Source organism: Nitrospira sp., assembly GCA_024998565.1.
Taxonomy (GTDB): domain Bacteria; phylum Nitrospirota; class Nitrospiria; order Nitrospirales; family Nitrospiraceae; genus Nitrospira_A.
Window position 1 is genome coordinate 515,877 of sequence record JACOEM010000001.1, and the last position, 22,909, is coordinate 538,785.

The window sequence follows — 22,909 nt, forward strand, 5'->3', positions numbered from 1 at the left end:
TTCGATGGAATACGTACAAATATGCGCTCTTGGCCTGTTCCTTGCTCCTCTGAATGAAGGGAAGACAATGAAAGTGAGCGGATGAAGCCGATCGCGGAAATCATCCCGCGAGGAACGCTCCGAAAGGAGGATCAACCATGAAACGCCTGTACACCATGTTGGGCTCCATCGGTATCCTGGTACTCTTCACCGGCTGTGTCGCCCAGCACACCTGCAGCAGCCAGGACATGATCGGCATGAAGGAAAAGGGTTTCGGGGTGGACGAAATCAATCGCCTTTGCGTCACGTATAAGATTCATGATGAAGCGGTACAGGTCATGTCGGAGGCGGTGCGGAGTGAACTGGTGAAAACGCGCCAGGGAGGAAATCCGGCGACACCGGTCGCTGCGACACATTCAGAACAGGCGCGTTCATTTCGAGGCGGCCCGAGACAAGCAGCGACCTGCGCGACGCAAGTCGGGACCTGCCGTTTGGCACAGCCCGTGGACGGTGGGTTGCCCTGCGTCTGTTATACGCCGTACGGGCAGATCCCGGGTGTGACGCAGTAGGCCGGAATGAGCCGGAAGGATGCGTGGCCCGGTGCCATGCGGCAACCGCGGCCGCGCTCCGGTATCTGCCGAATGTGTCGTCACGATTGCGAGCCTGGATTCGGACCACATGGGTTCGAATGCCTGTCATCCGTGGCAACAGCCCTCGTGGCCGGTTGTCGATTTTATGGAGGAGGCCGGTTGCGCGTCCAACGCGACGGACGGAACCCCATCTTCTGCATCCGGCGTAAGGACGAGTGTCTTGAGGCGCGCCCAAGGAAAGGCCGTGCCTGGATCGCTACGCCGCGTCGGGTCCAGCTTTGCGTGCGAGACGACATGTTTCAGGTTGGGGTATTTGGCCCAGCAATAGCGCACGATCTGCGCGGTGGCTTCGATCTGCCAATCGGAAAATCGATCGCTGCCTGCCTGACGGTTGACTACCTCGATCCCGAGCGACCAGTGGTTGGCCTTGTCGGCACCGTCGTTGATGTTCGGGTGCGAACAGGAATTCCTCACGTGCCAGGCAGCCCTGGCCTCCGGGGCACAGGCCCAGACCAGTTCCCCATGCTGCGGTTCATCTTCATCCGGCAGCAACCAGTGAAACGACGCCTTGCCTTCCTTCATCACCGAGATGGCACCGGCCGAACTCGAACCGGCGGTCGCATGAATAACCAGCGCTTTGATGCCTAAGATGGCGTCAAAGATGCGGCTCGACGTGCTGGTTTCCCAATAGGCTTGAATGCCGGGATACCAGACTTCGTTGAGCATCACATCCGACGGGCGCCCTCGTTGCGGCAGGTTGAATTGATAGGTGGCGGGATTGGGCATGGTGGTTCCTCCGTTGGACGGTCCTTGCGTCGCCTGCCACCGAGACTCAGCCCTTGCGCAGCTTCAGCGCGAGGAGGTGACGAGCGAGAGCAAATGGGACTGACTCCTCCGTTCATGTGCCGCGGATCTCTTCACGAGACGGCTTTGCCATGCGTATAGCATAAACGGAGCGAACTGTAAGGAGTCCGATCACGTGTCGCGGCTTCATCATTCGGAGGTGTCGGTCACCAACTGACGATCTGAGAGCGTGAGTATCATTCTGACCACGAGTCCGGCCAGGCTGACGTAGAAGCCGAAGGTGAGCCACAGCTTGATGATCGTCGCACAGTTGGAAATCGGGACCCACAGGCTCTGAATACGACCCTCAGTCGAGGGGAGGTAATGGCGGAGCTGCACCAGTTGAATGAGGTGTTCCGTCCAGTCGGCCGTCAGTATCATCGCAAGTGGCGCTGCGATCCATGCGGGGTGGAACGGGTGCCCCAACGTCGTCCAGACCCACCAGAGACTGCCTGCGAGTGCTCCTCCATGTGCGAACGGAAATAGTAAGTCGAGGGTCAGGTGCTTCTCCTCTGCCCAGTGGCCTACGAACGTGAGCCAGTTCCGGTATTCCGCAACGGCGATTGTTGTATATCGGGACCAGCGCCGGTTCATCGGCTCGGGTGTGTCTTGCGTCCTACCGATCGGCTGACGGATCGCGGCAGTGCGCCCGGTCGCAGGAGACGGGAGATGGTTGCCGCCGAACAGAACTGCGACGGGGAAGCCAGGAGTGAGGAGAGCGTTGACTGTCACAGGTGCCATGATGTGAAGCTCCAGTCGCTACTCTTAATGAGCAAAACCGATGCCGGGGTGTGATGAGAAAGCGCCGCATTGAGGGATGCCGATTCTGAGCGGGGTGAGCGAAGCCGCAAAGTGGAAAGAGCTGTGCGGGGTATGCGGATCGGTATCAGAAGCGATACCCTGTCGTATCGAAAGGGATACGGCGTCGGAAAAAAGAGGTGAGAGAGTGAATCGATTCGGGTCCGGATCGGCAAGAGAGGTCGAAAGTTTCTGATCAGTCCAGGGGACGGCGGTAAAACTCCAACGGCGGAGCGATGTCGCTCTCAAACGACAAGCTTTCGCCGTCCAGGCGGTACCGGGTCGAGGCTTCAAACGCCCGGATAAACGATGTTTCAAACTCCATGTGCCGGGGCTCGCAGGCCATGCGAGTGGTGATGCCGTGGGAGACCTTCAGCTCGCCCCTGTGGGGTCCGAAGACAATGGCCGCACTGTAACGATTGCACCCCGCATGGCCCGACACTCTCCCATCCTTAAACGAGAGGATCACGGGTGCTCCGTCGTCGCCATAGGGAACCGAACGATTACCCCAATGCGACAGCTCCCATCGATTGTTTTCGGCGCGCTTGTTCATTTCTTCCGGCGAAGGGGAGGTGATGCAGGCCGTCAACATCAATGCCATGCACATCGTGAAGTAAAGATGAAGCAAGGGCATTCGCAATGGTTGGTCCTCCTGTCGGCATTTCATAATGACATATCCGGTTGAGACTCGCGGCGAATTCTACGATGAATTCCAGTCAATTGTCAGAACCAAGGCAAGAGTCTGGATCATGCGACTGGGTGAGATCAATTCAAAGCAGATGAACGGCAATACTCGAAACCCACGAGAATGGCACGCTTATCCCGGCGAGCGAAGACGATACAGCACATGTCGACGCAGCCTGGATTCGACGGGCACCTGAGGATGGTCGAACTCGGAGTCGAACTGCATGCCGAGGCGCTCCATCACAGCCCGCGATTTCAGGTTGGTGATGGCGGTGAATGCCACGAGTTCTTTCAGATGAAGTTGTTGAAAGCCGAACGAGATGGCTGATTGCGCAGCCTCCGTGGCATAGCCCAGACCCCAGTATGGTTTGGCTAGGCGCCATCCCACTTCCACGCAGGGAGAGAACGGCAGTTCGTGGGATGGGATATGTAAGCCGACGAAGCCGATAAATTGCCGCGAGGCCCGTTCTTCAATCGCCCAGAAACCCCACCCTCGTTCGTCGATCAATCGCATCACCCGCTGGGCAAACACGTCGCTCTGCTCCCTGGACCAAGGCGCCGGATAATAGCGCATGACATCGGCGTCGGAACTCATCAGAGCGAATGGCTCAAGGTCGGATGGTTGCCACTGTCGGAGTAGCAGGCGGGGAGTGGGAAGTTCATTGGAGGAGAGCATGGCGAAGCGCTCACGATTAAATTAGACCATACGAGTGTAGACTAGGCGAAGCGAACGAGCGTTAAGAGACAGCACTTCAAAGATATGTGTGATCGCCCGGCATGACACTGTCGCTGGCGCACTAATCGCGTTTCTTGATTGCAGAACGCCTGAATTATGCTGCGCAGCGAAGTGGCGTCGGCATGAATGAATTATTAGGTCCTATTGCGGACCAATATGTCGCGAAGCTGCTCTACAGACAAGGGTTCACCTTGATTGATGTGCAACATTGCATGGCAGTTTGGACAAACAGGAATAAGGTCTTTAATTGGATCAACAACATGCGCTTCGCGAAGTTTGGACAGTGGTGTGATGTGATGCACATGGATAAAGCCCTGCCCGAGATCGCCATATGTCTCGCCAAAGTCTAAATCACATGCTTGGCATCGCGTGTCGTAATGATTGAGGCACGCCTTGCGGGCAGCAGGGTCCCTCTCATAGGTTGATAGGGTCAGCTCGATGATGCTGCCTTCAATTAATGCTTCTGGTTTTCGGATTGGTTGCAGTGGTGCGTAAAAGCTATCTGCGGTTTGCTGAGCGTTATCGGTAATTGTCTTGATCCCAGCCGTGCTGATGGGAGTGGATGAGTTGATGGATAAGGCACAGACATTTTTCCAGGGCGCTTTGAACTGTCTGGTCCAGCCAAGCTGGTCGCCGAGCTCTCCGGAGGGATCATTGATTATGCGAATGACGCGGCCAGAATAGCAGGTTGTGCCGCAGATGATTTTTACTGAGTCATCGGGCGAGAGCTGCGGCGTGGCGCGAACACCGAAATCCCAGAAGTTGACCTCCCCGTGGTTTTGAATGAGTGCGAGGGAGGCTTTGACGCTGTCAGATTTGATTCTTGCCAGGAGAGGGGCGATGGCAACTCGTTTGTCTAGCGTTCGCGCAGCATTTTGGACCGCCGTGCTGTAGATCTTGACGAACTCCATGGCGCTCTCCTTTGGGGCCTAACCGTTGGGCTGGTCAGAATAATGGGTCAGGTCCCTTTTGTTCTCCTCGCCGCGTAACGCAGAGCTACGCGGTGCGCTGCCGCTTTGCGCGCTCGCTTGAACGAGTTGTTAGACGTGATGATTTTTCTGTGAACCGACCTGTCACGAACTTGTGTAACACACTGGCAATAAGTGTTTGGTAAGGCACGCCTTCCTCGGCCGCACGGGTTTGAATATCCATCAGGTCGGGGGAGGACAATCGCACATTGACCCTCCGGTTCTTGATGAAGGTAGCCCGGGCCGCTTCTTTGAAGTGTTTCAGCTCAGCCTTCGATGGGGCCATGGACTTAAAGTGGCCTTTCTCATAGTCTTCAGAAATTCGTTCTTCATATGATTGTCTGCGCGGTTTCATTTACACACCACCTTTCAAGTAATCACGGGTCGCTTTTCTATTCGGAATCACCGTTTTAAGGAAGTAGTACTCAGTCTCTTCTACAAATGGAACCAAGTAGGCATATTGCTCGATCGTTACCACAAACATTCGTTGCTGAGGATATTTGCCTGGGTTGGAGTGCACTATGATGTCGAGCAATCCGTCGGCTTCAATGGCAAGCACGATTTCCTCGAAGGATATATTCCGTTCAGCTTTCAGCTGTTCATTCTTCTCGTGGTTCCATCGAAATGGTTTCATGCGTGCAGTCTATCCGAATGTGTGCCTTCTGTCATCATCGTGAGACCCTCGATCATAGGGCTGCCTAACTATTGGTTAGGCCTCTGGTTCATTACAGCTTGATGCCTGCAGATTCGAAGTGATGAGAAGGTGGCTTGTTCACACATGACCATTGACGGTTGACGAGTTTCGGATGTCGTATTTCAGCGCTTCACGCTTCCATTACCCCCTCCTTCCGAACCCCTCCCCCGTCATCACCTCGGCCACGTTCTGCCCGTTGACGAAGACATCGGCCAAGGTGCGACCGTAGACATCGCGGCCGTGGGGGACGATGTTGATGATTCCTTCTTGCATCAGTTGCTCCAGCCGAAGGGCAGCTTCTCGCCCGCCTGCTTCCGACAATTCTGGCGCGTTGTACCCGCGAATGCGGATGCGATCTGTTCCGTAGCGAATCGTATCGCCATCGATGGTGCGGACTTGCCAGGGCTCCACCGTCCGCTCGAAACTTCCCACCGACAGCGTGTGACGGGGAAGGGAACGGAGTCCCTTGCTGTGAAAGCGAGACTTCTTTGCGAAGGGATTCTTATGCGGGCGCGGTCCCCGTTCATGGTGCCCACGCCGATACCGTGGTGTCTGATGTTGAGGTAGCGGTTGACGGTCCTCCGGTTTCAGCCCCCAACAATCGTGGCAGTGGAATGGCCCGGGGTCGTTGGCGGCGGCAGGCGTATAGGTGTGCAGCGTGGAACGGCTTTCTTCCACGGCAGCGACGCCTGGCGGGGCGGGTGAGGCGACTAAGAATAGCAGCGTGAACCGGCTGAGCAGGCGGGAAACACGTTCGTTTCTGTGCAGCATAGAAAGACGTCCTCCGAATGTTCGGGGTCGGACGAAGCACGCTCTGTGCCATGCGCCGATCATTGATGGCTGCGGTTGACAAGCCGAAAAACCGCGTGCTCAAATGCCTTCCGTTGAAGAGCGTATGGCTAATGGCCAACAGCGAATAGTTGGGACTATGGGGTTCCCTCAGCTCGTACCATAAGCCATACGCTATGTGCTCTTAATCGGTAAGGCCGCACGAACTACTACAGGAGAGCCGCTCATGGATATGTTTGGAAAAGTGGGGCTGGTCGAGGTGCCGATCTTGATCGCTCCGGATCAGAAGGCTTGGATGGATCGCATGATCAAGGAAGGCAAGATTGCGATTCCTCCCGGCGGGACGTTGGAAAAAGGCTCGCTCTATTCGATGTTTGTCCGCATGCTCCTGCACAACGCGATGGAAGAACAGAAGCGGCAGGAAGCGTTGGAGATGGATGACGAGGACGACGACGAATAGCTCAGGATGCTGAAAACGGTCCCCAGCATCGTTCTCGCATCGCTCGGCCCCTCAACGGTATCGCAAGCGTACGCCTCGGGGCCTTGTTCGCTGCGGCCTTGCTGGGGAAACCGTTTTGAGCATCCTGACGTCGTGCGGTGAATTCGATGGGAATGAATCGCGATCTGTATCTGAATGGATGCATTTCGTATCGGTTTCGATACGAAATGCAGGATTCGCGAACGACGCTTCACGAGCGCCGGGCAACGCCCGGCGCTCCATGCCTGGTCAGAGGTTCTTGAACGCGGCTTGGGCGGCGCTGATCGTGCGGTCGATGTCTTTGGGCGTATGGGCCACCGACATGAACGCGGCCTCGAACTGTGACGGGGCCAGGTAGATTCCGGAGTCCAGCATCTGGTGAAAGAACTTCGCGTAGGCCTTCGTGTCGGCTTTCTTGGCTGACGCCCAATCCGTGACCGGCCCCTGGGTGAAGAACGCGCACATCATCGAACTGACGCGGGTTTGCGTGAGAGCAATCCCAGCTTTTCGTGCGGCATTTCCCAATCCCTCAGACAGGGCCACCGACCGTTGTTCGAGCTGTTCGTAGGTGCCGGGTTTCTTGAGGCGCTTCAGCGTTTCGATGCCGGCCGTGACGGCCAGCGGATTTCCTGACAACGTGCCTGCCTGATAAACCGGTCCGGACGGGGCAATCATCTTCATGATGTCCTTCGCGCCGCCGTAGGCGCCTACCGGAAGTCCTCCACCGATAATTTTCCCCAGGATCGTCAGATCAGGCTTGATGTCGTACAGCGTTTGCGCGCCGCCGTATTGCACGCGGAATCCCGAGATGACCTCGTCGAACACCAGCAACATGCCGTGGGCATCGGTCAGTTTGCGGAGTCCGTGCAGGAATTCCGGCGAGGGCGGAATCACGCCCATGTTCCCGGCGATCGGCTCGACAATGACGCAGGCGAGCTGGCGGTAATGTTTCTTGATCAGCTTTTCCGTGGTGGCCAGGTCGTTATAGGGCGCGGTCAACGTGTGCTTGGTGAAGTCTTCCGGCACACCGGGGCAGTCGGGAATACCGAGTGTCGTGAGGCCTGACCCTGCCTTGGCCAGTAGGTAGTCGCTGTGGCCGTGATAACACCCTTCGAATTTCAGGATGCCGTCGCGTTTTGTGTAGGCGCGAGCGACGCGAATGGCGCTCATGACCGCTTCGGTGCCTGAACTCACCAGACGCACCAACTCCATGGACGGCAGGGCCTCGCGAATCATCGTGGCCAGTTGAATCTCCAACTCAGTCGGCGCGCCATAGCTGGTACCATTTCCGGCGGCCTGTTGAATCGCCTTGGTGACGGTGGTCGGCGCATGGCCGAGGATCATGGGTCCCCAGGACAGGACGTAGTCGATGTAGCTGTTCCCATCGACGTCGTAGAGTCGTGAGCCTTTGGCGCGTGCGATGAAACGAGGCTGCCCGCCCACAGAGCGAAAAGCCCGAACCGGGCTGTTCACCCCGCCGGGAATGATGAGTTGCGCGTCAGCGAAGAGTTGTTCCGATCGTTGTGTTTTCATGGGCCTCTTTCATCGAGCCGTGAGTTGGGGCGCCAACCTACCACGGGAAAATAAAAACGGTCAATTGTGGACAGTCTTCGAGAGTTGCCACGGTGCTCCAACTCCTCTCCGATTCGATACAGTCGGTTATCCGAATAGATACACTCGCGAGGATTCGTAGCGGTCTAGGGCAATGTTAGCACAAAGAAACAATGAGTTAGAGACCGCCGCCCATATGGCGCAGGTCTTGCTGAGTATTGGGTACCACTGTGTAGGAGAATACGATGAAAGTGATCTGTTCCTGGTGTCAGAGTGAAGGCCGATCAGGGTTGGTCCGGGAAAAGGCTCCGTTGGCCGATCTGCGCGAGACCCACGGAATCTGCTCCGACCACCTGGAGCAAATGGCCGTCGGCCGGGACCCGCTGGTTCCCGGATATGATGAAGGCTCGCTGCCGCGCCATGAGTCTGTTGTCATCCGTCGAAGTGCGTTGACCGCTGTGGCCTGCTATGACTGAATTCATCGGAGGTTGCCCGGGGCTTGCCTGTGCATTGACACCGGCCTTGAAACTTTCCCGCCCGGAACGACAAAAAATGTCAATTACTGCCGGAATGCCACCATGTTGACGGCCTCAAGGGACTAAGCCTGATCGGTTTCCGCGAACGATCCTACTGAAAACATTGAACACTTGTTGGCCGATCCCCGCTGGTGCGACTCTTGCGCCCCCAACGTGGATGGCCGCATCGCAACGAATGGAGTGACGTGGTGAAAGTGCTTTGTGCCTGGTGTGTACGAGACGGGAAGCCGGCGTTTCTGCGGGAGAAATTCCCGTTGGAGGATCCCAGTGAAACGCATGGGCTCTGTGGGGACCATTTCACCTCGCTCAGCGCGAGTGTGGGGAAAATCGTCACACCGAGAGTCTGGATGCTTTCACGCATGCACGACCTCTCCTGGGGACTGACGCGGTGGGCACAACGGGCGATGGGGCGGCTGTGGTCCCTTTGCTAGCCCTGAACCGAAGGTCACCCGGCACTCTGGAATGAGTGCCGGGAATCGAGTCCTACCCGAGTTTTCCTCGCAAGAGATTTAATCCCTGTTCAATCAATGTGCTGTCCGGCATCTTGCCGTCCGGCGTCAGCTTATCGATGAGCTCGGGAAGCAGGTTGGCCAGCTGGCCCCCGGTTGCTTCCGAGCTCAAGCCCGCCTGAGACGCCAGTTGCTTCAGAAGGTCGCCGCCTAAGCCCTGCTGGATCTGTTCCGCAGAAATCGGCAGGTTCTTTCCCGTACTGACCCAGGAATTCACGATATCTCCCAGGCCGTTCTTCTGAAACGCCTGCACGAGTCCACTCAGCCCGCCGACGGAACTATTCTGTCCGAGGAGTCCGAGCACGGCTTGCATCAGGGGGCTCTTATCGCCGCCCCCCATCATGCCGGCTGCCGCCTGTCCGAGTTGATCGAGAAGTCCCATCGTAACCTCCTGGCGTAAATGGATTGGGTCGATTGTCTACCGCGCGGGTTTTTTTGCGCCCTTGGCCGGTCCGGACTTCGGTGGTTTGCGTTCCATGGCCAACGGCGGCGCGAACCAATTGTGGCGGCTCCGTTTATGGCGATCGGAGACGGCCAGCACGGCGTGAAACGGCAGGCCGTCCCCCGTCGCGTCGTCGGATTCTTTCAGGCTCCAGGCTTCACCGGCTTCGCTCAAGATCTCAACGAAGGTTTCAAAGTCGTCTTCTTCGTCGGGCTTCGTGAGCACTTGATCCGCATCGGTCACCACCACGAGGTAACCCTTGGCGGGAAGCCAGTCCAAGTCGGCCAGACATTCTTCGAGGGCATCCCAGTTGTGGCCGAAGTAGTCCGGAAACGAGAAGACCCGGCTGAATTCATCCAGCAGGCCTGCTTTCGTTTTACATTTCTTGCCGGCGATGGTTTTGGTGACGAAGTGTGCGGGGACGGAGAGAATTTTATCGAGCGCCTCTCCTTCGGCATGCACCAGGAGATGCGCCCAGGGCTTCTTGATCGATTGGAGGGCAATGAGCGACATGTCTCCTCAATTCATCGGAACAAATGTCCGGTAGTGGTCGGCGGTGTAATAGGCCTTGCCGGTGCGTTGATCGATGACGATCCGTTCAGCGCCTCGATTCCTTCCCGGCACCTTGGGGTGCACATCGTACTCGCGATAGCGCCCGCGCGGCAGTACGCGTTCACGATTCTGAAAGGTGCGTCCACCGATGTATCCCGGCGGCGGCTCGCCGTGTCGCGTCTCAATGGCGCTCAGCGTCTCTCGCGCGGAGAGTGGGATGGATGTTTGGTCGCTGCGCGTGGTGGTCCGGGGTCCGGCGCGCACCGACCCGTTCTGCGCCTGCGGCGTCTGATCAGGAACCGGTGAGAGGATCGGGCTCGGCGCATCGAGGAGTGTCTGGCCCGGTGCTGCCGCGAAGGAGACGCCCAGAGAGAGAGCGACTGTGGCGCAGAGCCAGAGAAGAAGCCGTGTGATGCGTCGAATGAACATCATGATTCGCAACCGGTGGCATCAACAGGAACGACCCTAACATGTCACATGGGAGGGGTCAACGTGCTACGCCGTCCGATCCTCTCGTCCGGCGGGGCTGTTCTCGTTCGGCCTCCTCGCCGGACTGCTATGGATGGCGGTATCAAGAACCGGCCGGCTCACCAACTCGCCGGCGCGCACAGACGTGGCGCGATTTATTCATCGCGCCGTGCGCCCCGCGAGAAGCCCCGGCGGGCTTCGGTCTCGCCCGTCTCGCAACGGCTTTCATGAATCATCCGGGCTAGACCCTGTCGGGGGCCAACTCCGTCCCGTGCATGCGGGTAAATAACTCCCAGTCAAACGGTTTAGGCGCGACGGCATGGAGGGGAATCGTTTCCAGCCGGTTGGAATCGTGGTACGCCACCATACAGCCGACGATCGTGTCCGGTTGTTCGACCAGCCGGCGGACGGTTTCATAGGCGAGATGCTGCGCGATCATTTTATCTTCCGGTGTCGGGGGGGCGCCCCTGAGCGTATGCCCCAGGATCGTCGCCTTCGTGGCCGTGGCCAATGCGTAGTGGCCGGACTTCTCCCGACGTTGCGGCCAGGTAGCGATGGTGTTGGCCACATAGTCGACCAGCCCATGGACTCCGCCCTCCCGGTGGTGCCGGTGGGGAGTTCGCTCCGCCACGACAAAGATGTGGCTCTTGTTGGGCACACCCAGGGTACGTTTCAAGGTGCCCAGGACGATCTCTTCAATGTAGGCATCGGGGTCGGGGTGCTCGTTTACGAGGATTCCCTCTGCTCGGGCCTGGTAGGCGCAGGCCAGGGCCAGGTGACCGGACCCGGCGCCCATGACCTCCACGAAAAAGATGCTGCCCATGGCGGCGCTGGTCGCCTTGAGGGATTCAATGGATTGATTTGCCAGCGCGATGGCCGAATGAAACCCCAGGGAAGTGGTGCCGGCGATGTTATTGTCGATGGTGCCGGGAATGCCGACGACCTGTACCCCGTAGGTCTCGTGAATCGCCCGGGCGCCCCGCAGGCTGCCGTCGCCTCCCAGCACCACGAGTGCCGAGTCTGCGAGATAGGGCGCAAGAGACCGCATGGCGGCGCGTTGGACCTCTTCGTCTTTGAAATCTTCGAAACGGCTGCTGCCGATGGGGCTGCTGGCATGGCTGCCCATGCCGCGTGTGTCTTCTTCCGTGACGGGATCGATCCAGTTATTCGCCAATCCGAGGAAACCGTGCCGGACGAAAAAGACCTCCAGGCCGAAGCGGTTTCCGGTCACGCGTAATTCTTTCAACGCTGCCCCGCCGCCGCCGAAATCCCCGCCCGACACGAGTGCCAGGAGGCGCTTGATGCGTTGAGGCTTGAGTGTGATGCGCTGGCTCCGCTCCCGCTCGACCGTCACCCAGGCTTCTCGGGCGACCCGTTCACTTTCAATCAGGCCGACGGCCGTGGAGTAGCCGGAGAGTTTGCCGTTCTCCAGCGTGAGGAGGACGACATTGTCCTGTCCCTCCTTGTATTCGCCGAATTCGGAAAACGCTTCGCGGAACGGACGCGGGTCCAGATAGATACGCAGCGCGCGCAGGGTCGAACTGTGGGTATAGAGGCAGAGCACTTCTCCGGGATGGGCACGGCCCAGCCGGTGCAGGCCGTCGATCACATCGATATAGAGGTCGAAGAACGAATGCCCGCCCGGGTAACTATAAAACGGGTGCTTGATGAGCCGCTTGGCGGTCTTGGCATCGACGCCGAAGGCCTGCGCGGCCGTGTCGAGCTCCGCCTGTTTTTCCATGCCGGTGACCCAGCCGAAATCCTGCGACTCCAACGTGGCCTCGACATGGGGATGGACGGCATCTGCACGCTCGGGAATCAACGCTGTGGTGATACGCCGGCAGAGTTGTTCCGTGTTCGGACTATGGCTGATGAGGTGAAGGAACGTGCGCGGATCCAGATAGTTGCGCAACTGCAGGTAACCTAATTGTTGTCCGACCACGCCCACCATGCGCGCCAGTGCCGCGCCGACGGCGTCCGCCCTGGGTATCCCGCGTTCGGCATCCAGGACATTGGCCAGCCGCCGGCCCACTCGATGCGTCTTGCTCTCGACCTCCGAGACGCCATGGCGCATCGTGAGAAAGAGCGTGCGGTCGCCGAGGTCGCGGGGAAGAAGCCAGAACCGGTCATCGCCCAGATCCAGGACAATACGGCCCTCGGCCAACTGTGGGGTCAATTGAGTGCGCGGCACGATGGCGACCGGACGGCGATGCGCTGGCTTCTGCGTGGCGCCGATCGGCGCGCGATACAATGGGGCGAGTTCGCCGCGTGCGAGAAGCAGGTTCCATGCGGCGAAGAAGACCAGCGGGTCGCCTCCGCACGCGTCGGTTATGACGGCCTGGCGTGCCGTGCGATAGGCCTCGGCGTTGGGCAGACCGGCCTGCGCATGCTGGATGAAGGTTCTGATCCGGCCGGTCGCCTCTTCGGCGCGGGAGAGCCGGTCGGCAGCAGGCGGCGGGGGAAGCGGCAGCACGAACCTGTCGCTCGATGAGCGTTGCGCGAGGGCCTCACCGTAGGCCAGCAAGCCTTGCAGCGTGACAAAGTCCAACTGATCGGTTGACTGGCTGTCCGAAGCGCTCATGCGTGGCCTCGCGTGCCGGTTCGTAAGTGAATTTTAATGAGGCTGACCATGGTGGATCTCTGAAAAGTAAGTGGATGTTCTTTTGCGGCATGGTGACGGGTTTGTTAGAATGACCCGTTGCCGACCGAATCACGGATGCATTCGAGCCTCACCGTTCACGTACAAGATGGTGTGCCGGGCCGATCTTGTCAAGACAGAAGCACAGCGCCATGCGAAAAGCGAAAATCGTCTGCACCATCGGTCCGGCGAGCGATGCCGCTGTTGTGCTCGAGCAGCTCATTCGAAGCGGTATGGATGCAGCCCGTTTGAACTTCTCCCACGGCACGCACGACTCGCATGGGCGGGCGATCAAGACGATTCGCGACACGGCCGAGCGCCACGGGGTGGCCATTGCGATCATTCAGGACCTGCAAGGGCCGCGCATTCGCGTCGGCGAAATCGACGGCACGCTGGAGCTCAGCGTTGGTCAGCGAGTTCGGCTGAGGACGATGTCCTTGCGATCCGGCGGGCAGATCGGTGCCAGGACGGTGCTCGCCGCGGGTCCGGTGCAGGATATCCCTGTCACCTATCAGGCGCTGACCAGGGACATTCGGCCCGGGGCCAAAATACTCATCGATGACGGCTTGGTGGAATTGACGGCGGATCGTATTGTGGATGGCGCGGTAGAATGTACCGTCGTCGCCGGTGGTCGCGTGACGTCCCACAAGGGCATGAATCTGCCCGGCACGGTCGTGAGCGCTCCGACCCTGACGGAGAAAGACCGGGAAGATTTGCGTTTCGGCGTGGCGCAGGGCGTGGACTATATCGCGTTATCCTTTGTCCGTGGAGCGCAGGACATCATGGCCGCCAAGCAATTGATTGCCGAATGTGGCGGCGACGTGCCGGTGATCGCCAAGATCGAGCGGCAGGAGGCCGTCACGGACCTGGAGGCCATTCTCGTTCACGCCGACGGGGTCATGGTGGCGCGCGGAGATTTGGGCGTTGAGCTCGGCCCGGAAGCCGTGCCGGTGCTGCAGAAGCGCATCATCGCGACGGCGAATCGCCGGCGACGGCTGGTGATTACCGCGACGCAGATGCTCGAGTCCATGACGCAACATCTGCGGCCGACCAGGGCGGAAGCCTCGGATGTGGCCAATGCCGTGTTCGATGGCACCGATGCCGTGATGCTCTCCGCGGAAACGGCCGTCGGCCACTACCCGGTGGAAGTCGTGCAGGTGATGGATCGGATCATACGGGCGGCCGAAGTCGAAACGGGGCCCTGTTTTGTTCGTCGTTCGCAGGGCGAGCAGGGGCAGGACTCTATTCCAGAAGCCATCTCGCTCTCGGCCTACTCGGCGGCCGCGACGATCGGTGCGAGTGCGATCGTCGCCTTCAGTGAACGGGGGACCACGGCCCGGCTGGTTTCCAAGCAACGTCCGGTTGCGCCGATCATCGCGTTGACGCCGTTCGAGAAGGTCCGCCGGCAGATGGCGTTGTATTGGGGAGTGCTTCCCCACACCGTGCCGCAGATTCCGACGACCGATGAGCGGGTCAACGAGGCTGAGCGGCGCTTGAAGGCTGAGGGACTGGCACGGAGCGGGCAACGTATCGTCATTTTGTCCGGCACCAGAATCGGGCAACCGGGCGGGACGAATCTGATGAAATTGCATGAGGTGGCGTAGTCGTATGAACAGTCCACGGCGCAGCCTGTTCGTCACGTTCATCGCGGCGGTGCTTCTGCTGCCGGTCTCTGTGACTCAGGGCTTGGCTCAAACCAATGCGGTGTCCCATTCTCCGGCGAAGGTGGTGGAGAAATACTTTGCTCTCGACAACAAAGGGGTGCGGCTCGATGCCGGTTCCTTCGAGGCGGTGGCGGGCCTCGTGGATTGGAAGGAAGAGCCGGCCTGGGGCAAAGTCATCGTCATAAACGGCTTTTCGGTGCCGGATGATTTTCGCCAGTGGGAGATTGTGAACAGGTTGGAGGTATTGGTTCCGGTGGAGTTTCATGTGTTGGGGGTCATGTACTTGGATACGGCCGGCTTCGTGCCGGAACCGGGCACGGAGCAGGTGCGTGTCCGCGTGAAGGTGCAGGGGGCACGATGGAAAATCATGGAGCCGATTCTCCCGCCCCATGTCGGCCAGAAGCGGATGCTGAATGTGGTCCGGCAGGCCATGCTGGAAGAGAAGGACGGAGTGCGCCATGAGTCGTTGGCGGCCTTGCAGGCCGAGTTGCGAAAGGCACGAGAATGACGAAGAAGGCTGAAATCGATTTGCTGATTTTCGACCTCGACGGCACGTTGATCGAGTCGAAATGGGATATCGCCGACAGCGTCAATTTGACGTTGCGCGATCTTGGTGTGCCGGAGCGCCCGCAGGAGGAAATTTTCGGATTCGTCGGCGACGGCGTGAAGAAGCTCTTGCGGCTGGCAGTCGGCGAAGGCAACAAGGACTTGTTCGATGAAGCGCTCCGGGTCTTTCGCGGACATTATCTGGAACATTGCCTGGATCGCACCTCGTTTTATCCGGGGATCGACCAGGTCCTCACCCATTTCTCCGCCAAGCCCAAGGCCGTGGCGACTAATAAGGCGATCGAATATACCAACGTGATTTTGAAGGGCCTCGGCCCGCAACACTTTGTCTATGTGGTCGGCGGCGACAACGGGTTCGGTCTCAAGCCCGAGCCCGGTATGCTGGTGCATGTGATGGAACAACTCGGAGTCGAGAAGGACCGTACGGTGCTGGTCGGCGACAGCACCAACGACATCAACGGCGGTCACAATGCAGGCATCCGGGTCTGTGCGGTGGGGTATGGCATGGGCAACCGTCAGAAGATGGCCGCCTGTGAGCCCGATTGGTTTATTGAACGACCGGAGGAACTGATGGAGCTTTTCATATGATGAGCATCACAGGGGCGAGAACAATGGGTGCGCTTATCCTGGCCGGAGTGCTTGCGGCAGCCGCGCCGGGTCAGGCCGGGTCCCCGAGCCTGGCTGACCGGGTCATCGAGCACAAGCTTGCCAACGGGATGACCGTCTTGATGGTAGAACGGCACCAGGCCCCGATTGTCAGCGTCAACATGACGTTCGGAGTCGGCGGTGTGAATGAGCAGGTCGGCCAGACCGGCCTGGCGCATCTGTACGAACATATGGCGTTCAAGGGCACCCGGACGGTCGGCACGCGGGATTACGAGCGGGAACAAGCCGTCCTGGACGATTTGGCCATGGTCGGCACCGAGCTTGACCGGCGTGAACGTGAAGAAGCGGCCCGCGCGCAGGCGGAAGGCAAATCGCCGGTTCCCTCCGAGACGGTCCAGCAGCTACAGCGCCGCTTCAAAGAACTGCAGGAGAAGGCGGGCGAATATGTGGTGGGCAATGAAATGGCGTTGCTCTATCAGCGTCACGGCGGCGTCGGTCTCAATGCGTCGACCGGCAAAGACATCACCCGCTACGTCATCAGTTTGCCGGCCAACCGGCTGCCGCTCTGGGCGGCGCTGGAGTCGGACCGCATGGCGCATCCCGTCTTGCGCGAATTTTATAAGGAGCGGGGCGTGGTGATGGAGGAGCGGCGGCTCCGCACCGACGACAGCCCGAACGGCCTGCTCTATGAAACGTTCACTTCCACGGCGTTCCAGGCGCATCAATACGGGGTACCGACCATCGGCTGGGGTTCGGACATCCTGTCCCTCACGCCGGCGGCGACAGAGGCGTTTTTCAAGACGTATTACGGGCCGAACAATGCAACGGTGGCGATTGTCGGGGACATCAATCCGAAAGAAGTCATTGCGTTGATCGAGCAGACCTTCGGAAAAATTCCGGCCGCGCCTCCCATTCCGTCCCTGGTGACGGAGGAGCCGCCGCAACGCGGTGAGCGGCGCGTCGAAATCGAATTCGATGCCGAGCCCGCCCTGGCGATCGGCTACCACAAGCCCACCATCGGCCATCCCGATGATTTCGTCTTCGATGTGATCGACGAAGTGCTGACGGAAGGCGTGACCTCCCGGTTGTACAGTACGCTCGTACGCGACAAACGGTTGGCGGCTTCGGTGTTGTCCGATACGAATTATCCCGGCGTCCGCGCCCCGAACCTCTTCGTGATTGCGGCGACCCCGCTCGCGCCCCACAGCGTGGCGGAAGTGGAAACGGCGATTTACGAGGAACTCGATCGGCTGAAGACCGAGCCGATCTCGGCCAAGGAGTTCGAGCGGGTGCTCAATGGACTCGATGCGGATCTGGTGCGATCCCTGCGTTCGAACAGCGGCCTCGCCTCACAGTTGGCCTTTTATCAGACTGTGGCCGGTACCTGGCGGTATGTGCTGAACGCGCGCGACCGGATCGCGGCGGTGACCCCTGCCGATGTACAGCGGGTGGCTGCCCAGTATTTGACGAAGCCGAACCGGACGGTCGGTGTCCTGGTCAAGAAGGCGCAAGACAAGAAAATGGCGGCTGCGGGTGAGGTGGCCCGATGACCTGCGTGATTCGTGAAGCGTCTCTCGTGAAACGTGAAGATGGCGGAGGACGTCGAATGAGAACAGACAGAGGATGGGTGTCGGTCCTGGCGATGGTCTTCATGATCGTCCTGCAGGCGACGGTAGGAATGACGGCGGACCTGACGTCGAATGATCCTCGCACGATGCGGTTCCCGACGGTGGAATTTAATCCGCCGGATGCGGAGCGTGTGGTGCTGGAAAACGGCATGGTGGTCTATCTGCTCGAAGATCACGAACTCCCGCTGGTGACGATCAATGTCACGCTGAGAACCGGGAGCTGGCTGGATCCGGCGGACAAGGTTGGACTGGCCGGTATGACCGGGGCGGTGATGCGCACGGGCGGCTCGACCGGAATGTCGCCCGATGAGGTCGATGAAGAGCTCGAACAATTGGCCGCTTCGATGTCCATCGGATTTGCGAAAGAATCCGGTTCGGCGTCTCTCGATGTGCTGAAGAAAGATCTGAAGCGTGGGTTGCAGATCTTCGCCGATCTGTTGCGTCGGCCGGCGTTCGAGCAGGGCCGGGTGGAGTTAGCGAAATTGCAGGCGTTGGAAGGCATCAGGCGGCGGCAGGACAGTCCCGGCTCGATCGTCGGGCGGGAGTTTGCCAAGCTGCTCTACGGCCCGACCCATCCGAGTGCCCGTGAAACCTCCGTTCGTTCGATCGATGCGATCACCCGTGAAGATCTGGTGGCGTTTCATCAACGGACCGTTCATCCCAACGGCATCATCCTCGGCGTGACCGGCGACTTCGAGAAGGCCGACATGTTGGCCCTGTTGCGCGAGGCCTTCGGCGATTGGGCCAAGGGCAACGTGCCCGCCGTCACGATTCCCGCGGTGTCCGAGACCGATGCCAAGACCGGTCTCGTACGATTCGTGAACAAGGACACGTCGCAAACGCACCTGCGGGTGGGACATCTGACCATCAAGGAAACCGACCCCGATTACGTGGCGGTCGCGATCGCCAACGACATCCTGGGCGGTAGTTCGTTCCGCAGCCGGCTCTTCAACGACGTGCGCACGAAGCGCGGCCTGGCCTATTCCGTCGGCAGCGGCCTACGGGCCAGTGTGTACGACGAAGGTGTCTGGCTGATGCGCGCCGAAACCAAGCTGTCTTCGACTCAGGAAGTGGTGAATCGGTTCGTGGCCAACATGGAGCGGATGCGCAATGAACCGGTGACCGACACCGAATTGGAAGAAGCGAAGGAAGCCTATGTGAACTCGTTCGTCTTCTCGTTCACCAGCGCGTCGAGCATTGTGGGGCGGCTGATGGATCTTGAATATGACGGGTTGCCGAAAGATTGGCTGCAGCAGATCCGCGACAAGGTGATGAAGCTGACGAAAGAGGATATCCAGCGGGCGGCGAAGGCCCATTTTAATCCCGAGCGGCTGCGGATTCTGGCCGTCGGGTCCGGTGAGGCCCTGTCGAAAGTGCTGGCGAGCTTCGGTGAAGTGAAGGAAATTACGCTGGTACCGGAGAGTTGAACGTGTTTGCTGGTTCTTAGGCCGGAGACTCCTATGCCTCTTGAAGACGAACTCAGCGATATTCTGAAGAAGGCTCGCAATGGACAGCAGCGGTCGATGGCCGATGTGGCGCGTGTGAGTGGCTTGTCTGAAGTCGAAGTGAGTGAGCTGGAACGGGGGCAATCGCCACGGAGTCGCGAACAGGTCCAGGCTGTTGCCAAGGCGCTCGGGCTGAGGGCGGAACCGCTGGCACAGGTGGTGGATGGTTGGACCCCTGAGGCGTTCCCTTCGTCTCTGCCACATGTTGAGACCGTGTTCGGGTCGATCGGCGGGTATGAGGTGAAGGGCTATGTCGTCCATGATCGAGGCGAAGCCGTGCTGGTCGATACCGCGTACAACGCCGGCGGGATGCTGTCCGTTCTCGCCGGGCGGAATCTGCGCCTGCGGGCCATCTGTCTGACGCACGGTCACTCCGATCATGCCGAGGGCATTGAGGCAATCCTCAAGGCATACCCGGTGCCGGTCTACCTTGGCCCTGAGGATCTCGATCTCTTGAGCTGGCGGCCATCGCCGCAGGTGTTGCATGTGCCGCAGGGAGGCGAGACGCTTCAGGTCGGCGGGCTGACTGTGCGGTTCATGCCCACGCCGGGTCATACACCGGGCGGAGTCTGTTACCGGGTCGAACAGGCCGGTGCCCCGATCTGTTTTGTGGGGGATACGCTGTTTGCCGGCTCCATCGGTCGCTCCAATCCAGCCGGGCTCTATGAGACCCATCTGGAATCGGTCCGCAAGCAGGTGTTGACGCTGGCTCCCGACACAAGGCTTTTTCCGGGACATGGACCGGCTACTACGGTTCGTGAAGAGTTACTCCACAATCCGTTCGCGACGTAAAGCCAGAGGCCTGGGATGAACCGCGACGAGTCGGATCAGAAGCGGTCTTCGGGTGAACTGCTCTCTTCCTCGTTAGGCGACAGCGAGGAGGACGAATGGGTTGAGGAGGAACGTGCGGGTTTCTCCGCGTTTCTACTCCCGGGCCTGCTGTTTCTGCTCACCGTCTTTACCGTCCTTTGGGCTGGGGCCTACCAAACCAACACCAATCCGCTCGTCGGCCCGTGGAATTTTCTGGTCGATGATCCCGGCTCGTTATGGCGGGGTGTTCCATTTGCCGCCACTCTGCTGGGCATTCTGGTGACGCACGAACTCGGTCATTATGTGTTGTCGCGCATCCACGGTGTGCCGACGTCGCTGCCGCTGTTCGTGCCGGGACTACCGCATTTCGTCGGCACGTTCGGCGCCATCATCCGTATGCGGGCGCCGCTGACGGATCGCCGGGCCCTGTTCGATATCGGGGTTGCCGGGCCGATCGCCGGGTTTGTCGTCGCGGTGGTTGCCCTCGTGATCGGCCTCCGGCTTTCGACGGTGGTGCCGATTCAAACTAGTTATGGGATGCACCTTGGCGAGCCGCTTCTCCTTCAGTTTGCGTCGTGGGTGGTAATCGGTCCGCTCTCTCCTACCGCGGACGTGGTGCTCCATCCGGTCGGGTTTGCTGCCTGGTTCGGGCTCTTCATTACGTCACTCAACCTGCTTCCGATCGGCCAGCTTGACGGGGGGCATGTCGCCTATGCGTTGTTGGGAGAGCGGCAACGCAGTGTGGCGGTCGCCCTCGTGCCGATCCTCATGGTCTTCGGCTGGCTGGGCTGGAAGGGGTGGTTCGTATGGGTGGGGCTTGCCGGCATGATGGGCCTGGCGCATCCACCGGTCCGGAATCCTCATCGTGAGCTGGGAGGAGTCCGTGTGCTGGTCGGTTGGCTCGCCCTCGTGATTTTCGTCCTCACCTTCTCCTGGGAGCCGTTCATCTTGCGGTAACCGATGCATTGTCCAAAATGCGGCTGGGCACAGGACGACGACCGGGTTGAATGCGTTCGTTGCGGGATTATTTTTGCGAAGCTTGCCAACACGCCACGGCCTCAGGCGGCTGCTCATCCACATCGAACTGTTCGACGATCAGCGGCGCTGAGCTTCGCCGAAGAGTGGTTGCTGACGACGGAGGAGTCGGTCAATCCGTTCTATTTCGCTGGGCGGGTGCTGGTGTTTGTGCTACTGGCCCTGTGGGGCTGGCGCTTCATGACCACGCCGCTTGAGACGAACTATACGGGCGAATCGTTTTTACATCTGGTGAATCTGCCGTTCCATGAAGCGGGTCATCTGCTCTTCATGCCCTTCGGGCGCTTCATGACGATCCTCGGCGGGAGTCTCGGACAGATCCTCATGCCGCTGGTCTGCCTGGGCACCTTTCTTCTCAAGACCCGCGATCCCTTCGGCGGATCCGTCGCCCTCTGGTGGACGGCCGAGAACTTCATGGACGTCGCGCCCTACATCAACGATGCGCGCGCGATGGATCTCCTGTTGCTCGGCGGGTTCACCGGCAAAGAGGTCGATGCGCATGACTGGAACAATCTCCTCACCATGCTCGGCTGGTTGCCGTATGACCATAGTCTGGCCAAGCTGTCGTACGGCATCGGGACGGTGTTGATGCTGCTTGCGCTGGCCTGGGGCGCGCTACTGCTGCATCGACAGTCCCGACGACTGGACTGGTAGCCCCGCTCGACTCATCGCGCACTCCTTGAAAAGACCCGGCACATCGGGCACACTGCCGGACTATGTGTACGGTGGCGTCGCTTTGCCGCATGGCTGCTGTCCCGATCTTGCTTGGCGTCGGTCTCATGGCCGGTCAGGTCCATGCCGACGAGGCCGCCTCGCGGTTCGTTGTGATGCTGGACGGCGAAGCGGTGAAAGATTCGGCGAGCGGGCTGGTATGGGAGCGGGAACCGGATTACTTGTTTGACGTTTGGGATCGCTCAGTGGCCCGATGCGCCACAAAAACCGTCGGTGGGCGGCAGGGTTGGCGCGCTCCGAGCATCGACGAAATCAAAACGCTGGTCGATCCCGACCAGCAAGATCCTTCGTTGCCCGCAGGTCATCCATTTCGCAATATCCGCTCCGGCATCTACTGGACGGCCACACCCCATCCCAAGGACGACATCGTGGCCTGGCAGCAAAGTTTCTTCTCCGGCCAGGCCGTGACCGATCAGAAATCCGGCATGCGCCGTCTCTGGTGTGTGCTGGGAGACGTGCGCAAGTAACCTCGTTACGATTTCGCTCCTGTCCATTTCCACTCTCCGAGAGTGATCCAACACATTTTCCTGCAGACGGTGACCAAGAATAAGGGGTCAGACCCCTGTAACTCTCTCACAGTCTTTCACGCTTGTTCGTCTACAACGTCGGTCGGCAGCCCATATGACGTATCTCTTTCGATACCACTCCTATCCTTTTGGATACCGTTTCCTTGCCTGAGTTCCCTTGCCAGAAATAATACATCCATTCGTATCGCCTGAATAGGGCAAGGAAGACTTCTAAGTAATCGTTCCGGCATATGCCTTGCTGTCTCACTGATGTGTGAAGCGTTCAGATCGCGCAACTGCAATTGTGTCCGGTGCCGCAGGGTAGATGGATCGGTGTGGACTCTTCGAAGATCGATGGGTTGAATGTAACGAGATACGCGCTAGCCTACGCGATCCCATGAAAAGGTTCCCGACCCCTTCATTCGTTTCTCCCGTAGAGGTTGGGAAACTCTGAAGACTTGGCGATCCTCAACCGTGGGCCGGGGGTGTTCGCAGTCCGCTGGACGGATTGTGAGCTTCCTCAACGAGGTGGTGTTATGCGGGTCCGCATAAGATGTCGTGATAACTACCACAAGAATTGCAGCTGGCTAAAATGGCAGGG

At 59.4% G+C, this 22,909-nt stretch carries 26 protein-coding genes; 13 read left to right on the forward strand and 13 right to left on the reverse strand.

Annotated elements, in window-relative coordinates:
- The first annotated feature begins 137 nt into the window (after positions 1 to 137).
- Positions 138 to 548, forward strand: a complete 411-nt coding sequence (locus tag H8K11_02680) for a hypothetical protein (protein MCS6262637.1) — start codon at positions 138 to 140, stop codon at positions 546 to 548.
- A 126-nt stretch (positions 549 to 674) separates the two neighbouring features.
- Here H8K11_02680 and H8K11_02685 read toward each other — a convergent pair whose 3' ends face one another.
- The 8 genes from H8K11_02685 to H8K11_02720 form a co-directional block, all read right to left on the reverse strand.
- Positions 675 to 1,355 (reverse strand): N-acetylmuramoyl-L-alanine amidase, encoded by a 681-nt coding sequence (locus tag H8K11_02685; protein MCS6262638.1) that lies wholly within the window; start codon positions 1,353 to 1,355, stop codon positions 675 to 677.
- 207 nt (positions 1,356 to 1,562) lie between these two features.
- Positions 1,563 to 2,153, reverse strand: a complete 591-nt coding sequence (locus H8K11_02690; GenBank protein MCS6262639.1) for a hypothetical protein — start codon at positions 2,151 to 2,153, stop codon at positions 1,563 to 1,565.
- Between the two features lie 253 nt (positions 2,154 to 2,406).
- Positions 2,407 to 2,811: an META domain-containing protein gene (locus tag H8K11_02695; protein MCS6262640.1), complete on the reverse strand. Its 405-nt coding sequence runs from the start codon at positions 2,809 to 2,811 to the stop codon at positions 2,407 to 2,409.
- A 216-nt stretch (positions 2,812 to 3,027) separates the two neighbouring features.
- Positions 3,028 to 3,570 (reverse strand): GNAT family N-acetyltransferase, encoded by a 543-nt coding sequence (locus H8K11_02700; GenBank protein MCS6262641.1) that lies wholly within the window; start codon positions 3,568 to 3,570, stop codon positions 3,028 to 3,030.
- Between the two features lie 194 nt (positions 3,571 to 3,764).
- Entirely contained in the window at positions 3,765 to 4,541 is a 777-nt protein-coding gene (locus H8K11_02705; GenBank protein MCS6262642.1) for an HNH endonuclease, read from the reverse strand.
- Positions 4,542 to 4,626: 85 nt separating this feature from the next.
- Positions 4,627 to 4,953, reverse strand: coding sequence for a hypothetical protein (locus tag H8K11_02710; protein ID MCS6262643.1), 327 nt, complete (start codon positions 4,951 to 4,953; stop codon positions 4,627 to 4,629).
- Positions 4,954 to 5,232, reverse strand: coding sequence for a BrnT family toxin (locus H8K11_02715; protein MCS6262644.1), 279 nt, complete (start codon positions 5,230 to 5,232; stop codon positions 4,954 to 4,956). It abuts the gene before it with no gap.
- Positions 5,233 to 5,433: 201 nt separating this feature from the next.
- Positions 5,434 to 6,063, reverse strand: coding sequence for a thermonuclease family protein (locus H8K11_02720; GenBank protein MCS6262645.1), 630 nt, complete (start codon positions 6,061 to 6,063; stop codon positions 5,434 to 5,436).
- Positions 6,064 to 6,307: 244 nt separating this feature from the next.
- On the opposite strand from H8K11_02720, the gene H8K11_02725 reads away from it, so the two are divergent.
- Positions 6,308 to 6,541, forward strand: coding sequence for a hypothetical protein (locus H8K11_02725; GenBank protein ID MCS6262646.1), 234 nt, complete (start codon positions 6,308 to 6,310; stop codon positions 6,539 to 6,541).
- Positions 6,542 to 6,808: 267 nt separating this feature from the next.
- Here H8K11_02725 and hemL read toward each other — a convergent pair whose 3' ends face one another.
- A complete protein-coding gene (gene hemL, locus H8K11_02730; GenBank protein ID MCS6262647.1) occupies positions 6,809 to 8,092 on the reverse strand; it encodes a glutamate-1-semialdehyde 2,1-aminomutase in 1,284 nt (427 codons plus the stop codon).
- A 263-nt stretch (positions 8,093 to 8,355) separates the two neighbouring features.
- Between hemL and H8K11_02735 the strand changes: the two genes are divergently transcribed.
- A complete protein-coding gene (locus H8K11_02735; GenBank protein MCS6262648.1) occupies positions 8,356 to 8,586 on the forward strand; it encodes a hypothetical protein in 231 nt (76 codons plus the stop codon).
- Positions 8,587 to 8,831: 245 nt separating this feature from the next.
- Positions 8,832 to 9,077: a hypothetical protein gene (locus tag H8K11_02740; protein MCS6262649.1), complete on the forward strand. Its 246-nt coding sequence runs from the start codon at positions 8,832 to 8,834 to the stop codon at positions 9,075 to 9,077.
- Positions 9,078 to 9,129: 52 nt separating this feature from the next.
- Here the strand turns inward: H8K11_02740 and H8K11_02745 are convergent, their stop codons facing one another.
- The 4 genes from H8K11_02745 to H8K11_02760 form a co-directional block, all read right to left on the reverse strand.
- On the reverse strand, positions 9,130 to 9,537 hold the full coding sequence (locus H8K11_02745) for a DUF937 domain-containing protein (GenBank protein ID MCS6262650.1): 408 nt from the start codon (positions 9,535 to 9,537) through the stop codon (positions 9,130 to 9,132).
- Between the two features lie 36 nt (positions 9,538 to 9,573).
- Entirely contained in the window at positions 9,574 to 10,110 is a 537-nt protein-coding gene (locus H8K11_02750) for a barstar family protein (GenBank protein ID MCS6262651.1), read from the reverse strand.
- 6 nt (positions 10,111 to 10,116) lie between these two features.
- On the reverse strand, positions 10,117 to 10,578 hold the full coding sequence (locus H8K11_02755) for a hypothetical protein (protein ID MCS6262652.1): 462 nt from the start codon (positions 10,576 to 10,578) through the stop codon (positions 10,117 to 10,119).
- Between the two features lie 280 nt (positions 10,579 to 10,858).
- Positions 10,859 to 13,198 (reverse strand): 6-phosphofructokinase, encoded by a 2,340-nt coding sequence (locus H8K11_02760; GenBank protein ID MCS6262653.1) that lies wholly within the window; start codon positions 13,196 to 13,198, stop codon positions 10,859 to 10,861.
- Between the two features lie 209 nt (positions 13,199 to 13,407).
- Between H8K11_02760 and pyk the strand changes: the two genes are divergently transcribed.
- From pyk to H8K11_02805, 9 genes are all read left to right on the forward strand, one after another.
- Positions 13,408 to 14,859: a pyruvate kinase gene (gene pyk / locus H8K11_02765; GenBank protein MCS6262654.1), complete on the forward strand. Its 1,452-nt coding sequence runs from the start codon at positions 13,408 to 13,410 to the stop codon at positions 14,857 to 14,859.
- 4 nt (positions 14,860 to 14,863) lie between these two features.
- Positions 14,864 to 15,427 carry a hypothetical protein gene (locus H8K11_02770; GenBank protein ID MCS6262655.1) on the forward strand — a complete coding sequence of 188 codons (564 nt, stop codon included), beginning with the start codon at positions 14,864 to 14,866 and terminating at the stop codon, positions 15,425 to 15,427.
- Positions 15,424 to 16,074 (forward strand): HAD-IA family hydrolase, encoded by a 651-nt coding sequence (locus H8K11_02775; protein MCS6262656.1) that lies wholly within the window; start codon positions 15,424 to 15,426, stop codon positions 16,072 to 16,074. Before H8K11_02770 ends, H8K11_02775 begins: the two co-directional genes overlap by 4 nt.
- A complete protein-coding gene (locus H8K11_02780; protein MCS6262657.1) occupies positions 16,071 to 17,642 on the forward strand; it encodes an insulinase family protein in 1,572 nt (523 codons plus the stop codon). The genes H8K11_02775 and H8K11_02780 overlap by 4 nt, the downstream gene beginning before the upstream one ends.
- A gap of 56 nt (positions 17,643 to 17,698) precedes the next feature.
- Complete coding sequence (locus H8K11_02785; GenBank protein MCS6262658.1) at positions 17,699 to 19,147, forward strand: insulinase family protein; 1,449 nt, start codon at positions 17,699 to 17,701, stop codon at positions 19,145 to 19,147.
- A 33-nt stretch (positions 19,148 to 19,180) separates the two neighbouring features.
- The gene (locus tag H8K11_02790) at positions 19,181 to 20,017 is read left to right on the forward strand and encodes an MBL fold metallo-hydrolase (GenBank protein ID MCS6262659.1); all 837 of its coding nucleotides are present in this window, start codon (positions 19,181 to 19,183) and stop codon (positions 20,015 to 20,017) included.
- A 15-nt stretch (positions 20,018 to 20,032) separates the two neighbouring features.
- Complete coding sequence (locus H8K11_02795) at positions 20,033 to 20,992, forward strand: site-2 protease family protein (protein ID MCS6262660.1); 960 nt, start codon at positions 20,033 to 20,035, stop codon at positions 20,990 to 20,992.
- A gap of 3 nt (positions 20,993 to 20,995) precedes the next feature.
- Positions 20,996 to 21,724 (forward strand): zinc ribbon domain-containing protein, encoded by a 729-nt coding sequence (locus tag H8K11_02800; protein ID MCS6262661.1) that lies wholly within the window; start codon positions 20,996 to 20,998, stop codon positions 21,722 to 21,724.
- An 89-nt stretch (positions 21,725 to 21,813) separates the two neighbouring features.
- Complete coding sequence (locus H8K11_02805; GenBank protein ID MCS6262662.1) at positions 21,814 to 22,269, forward strand: DUF1566 domain-containing protein; 456 nt, start codon at positions 21,814 to 21,816, stop codon at positions 22,267 to 22,269.
- The last annotated feature ends 640 nt before the right edge of the window (positions 22,270 to 22,909 follow it).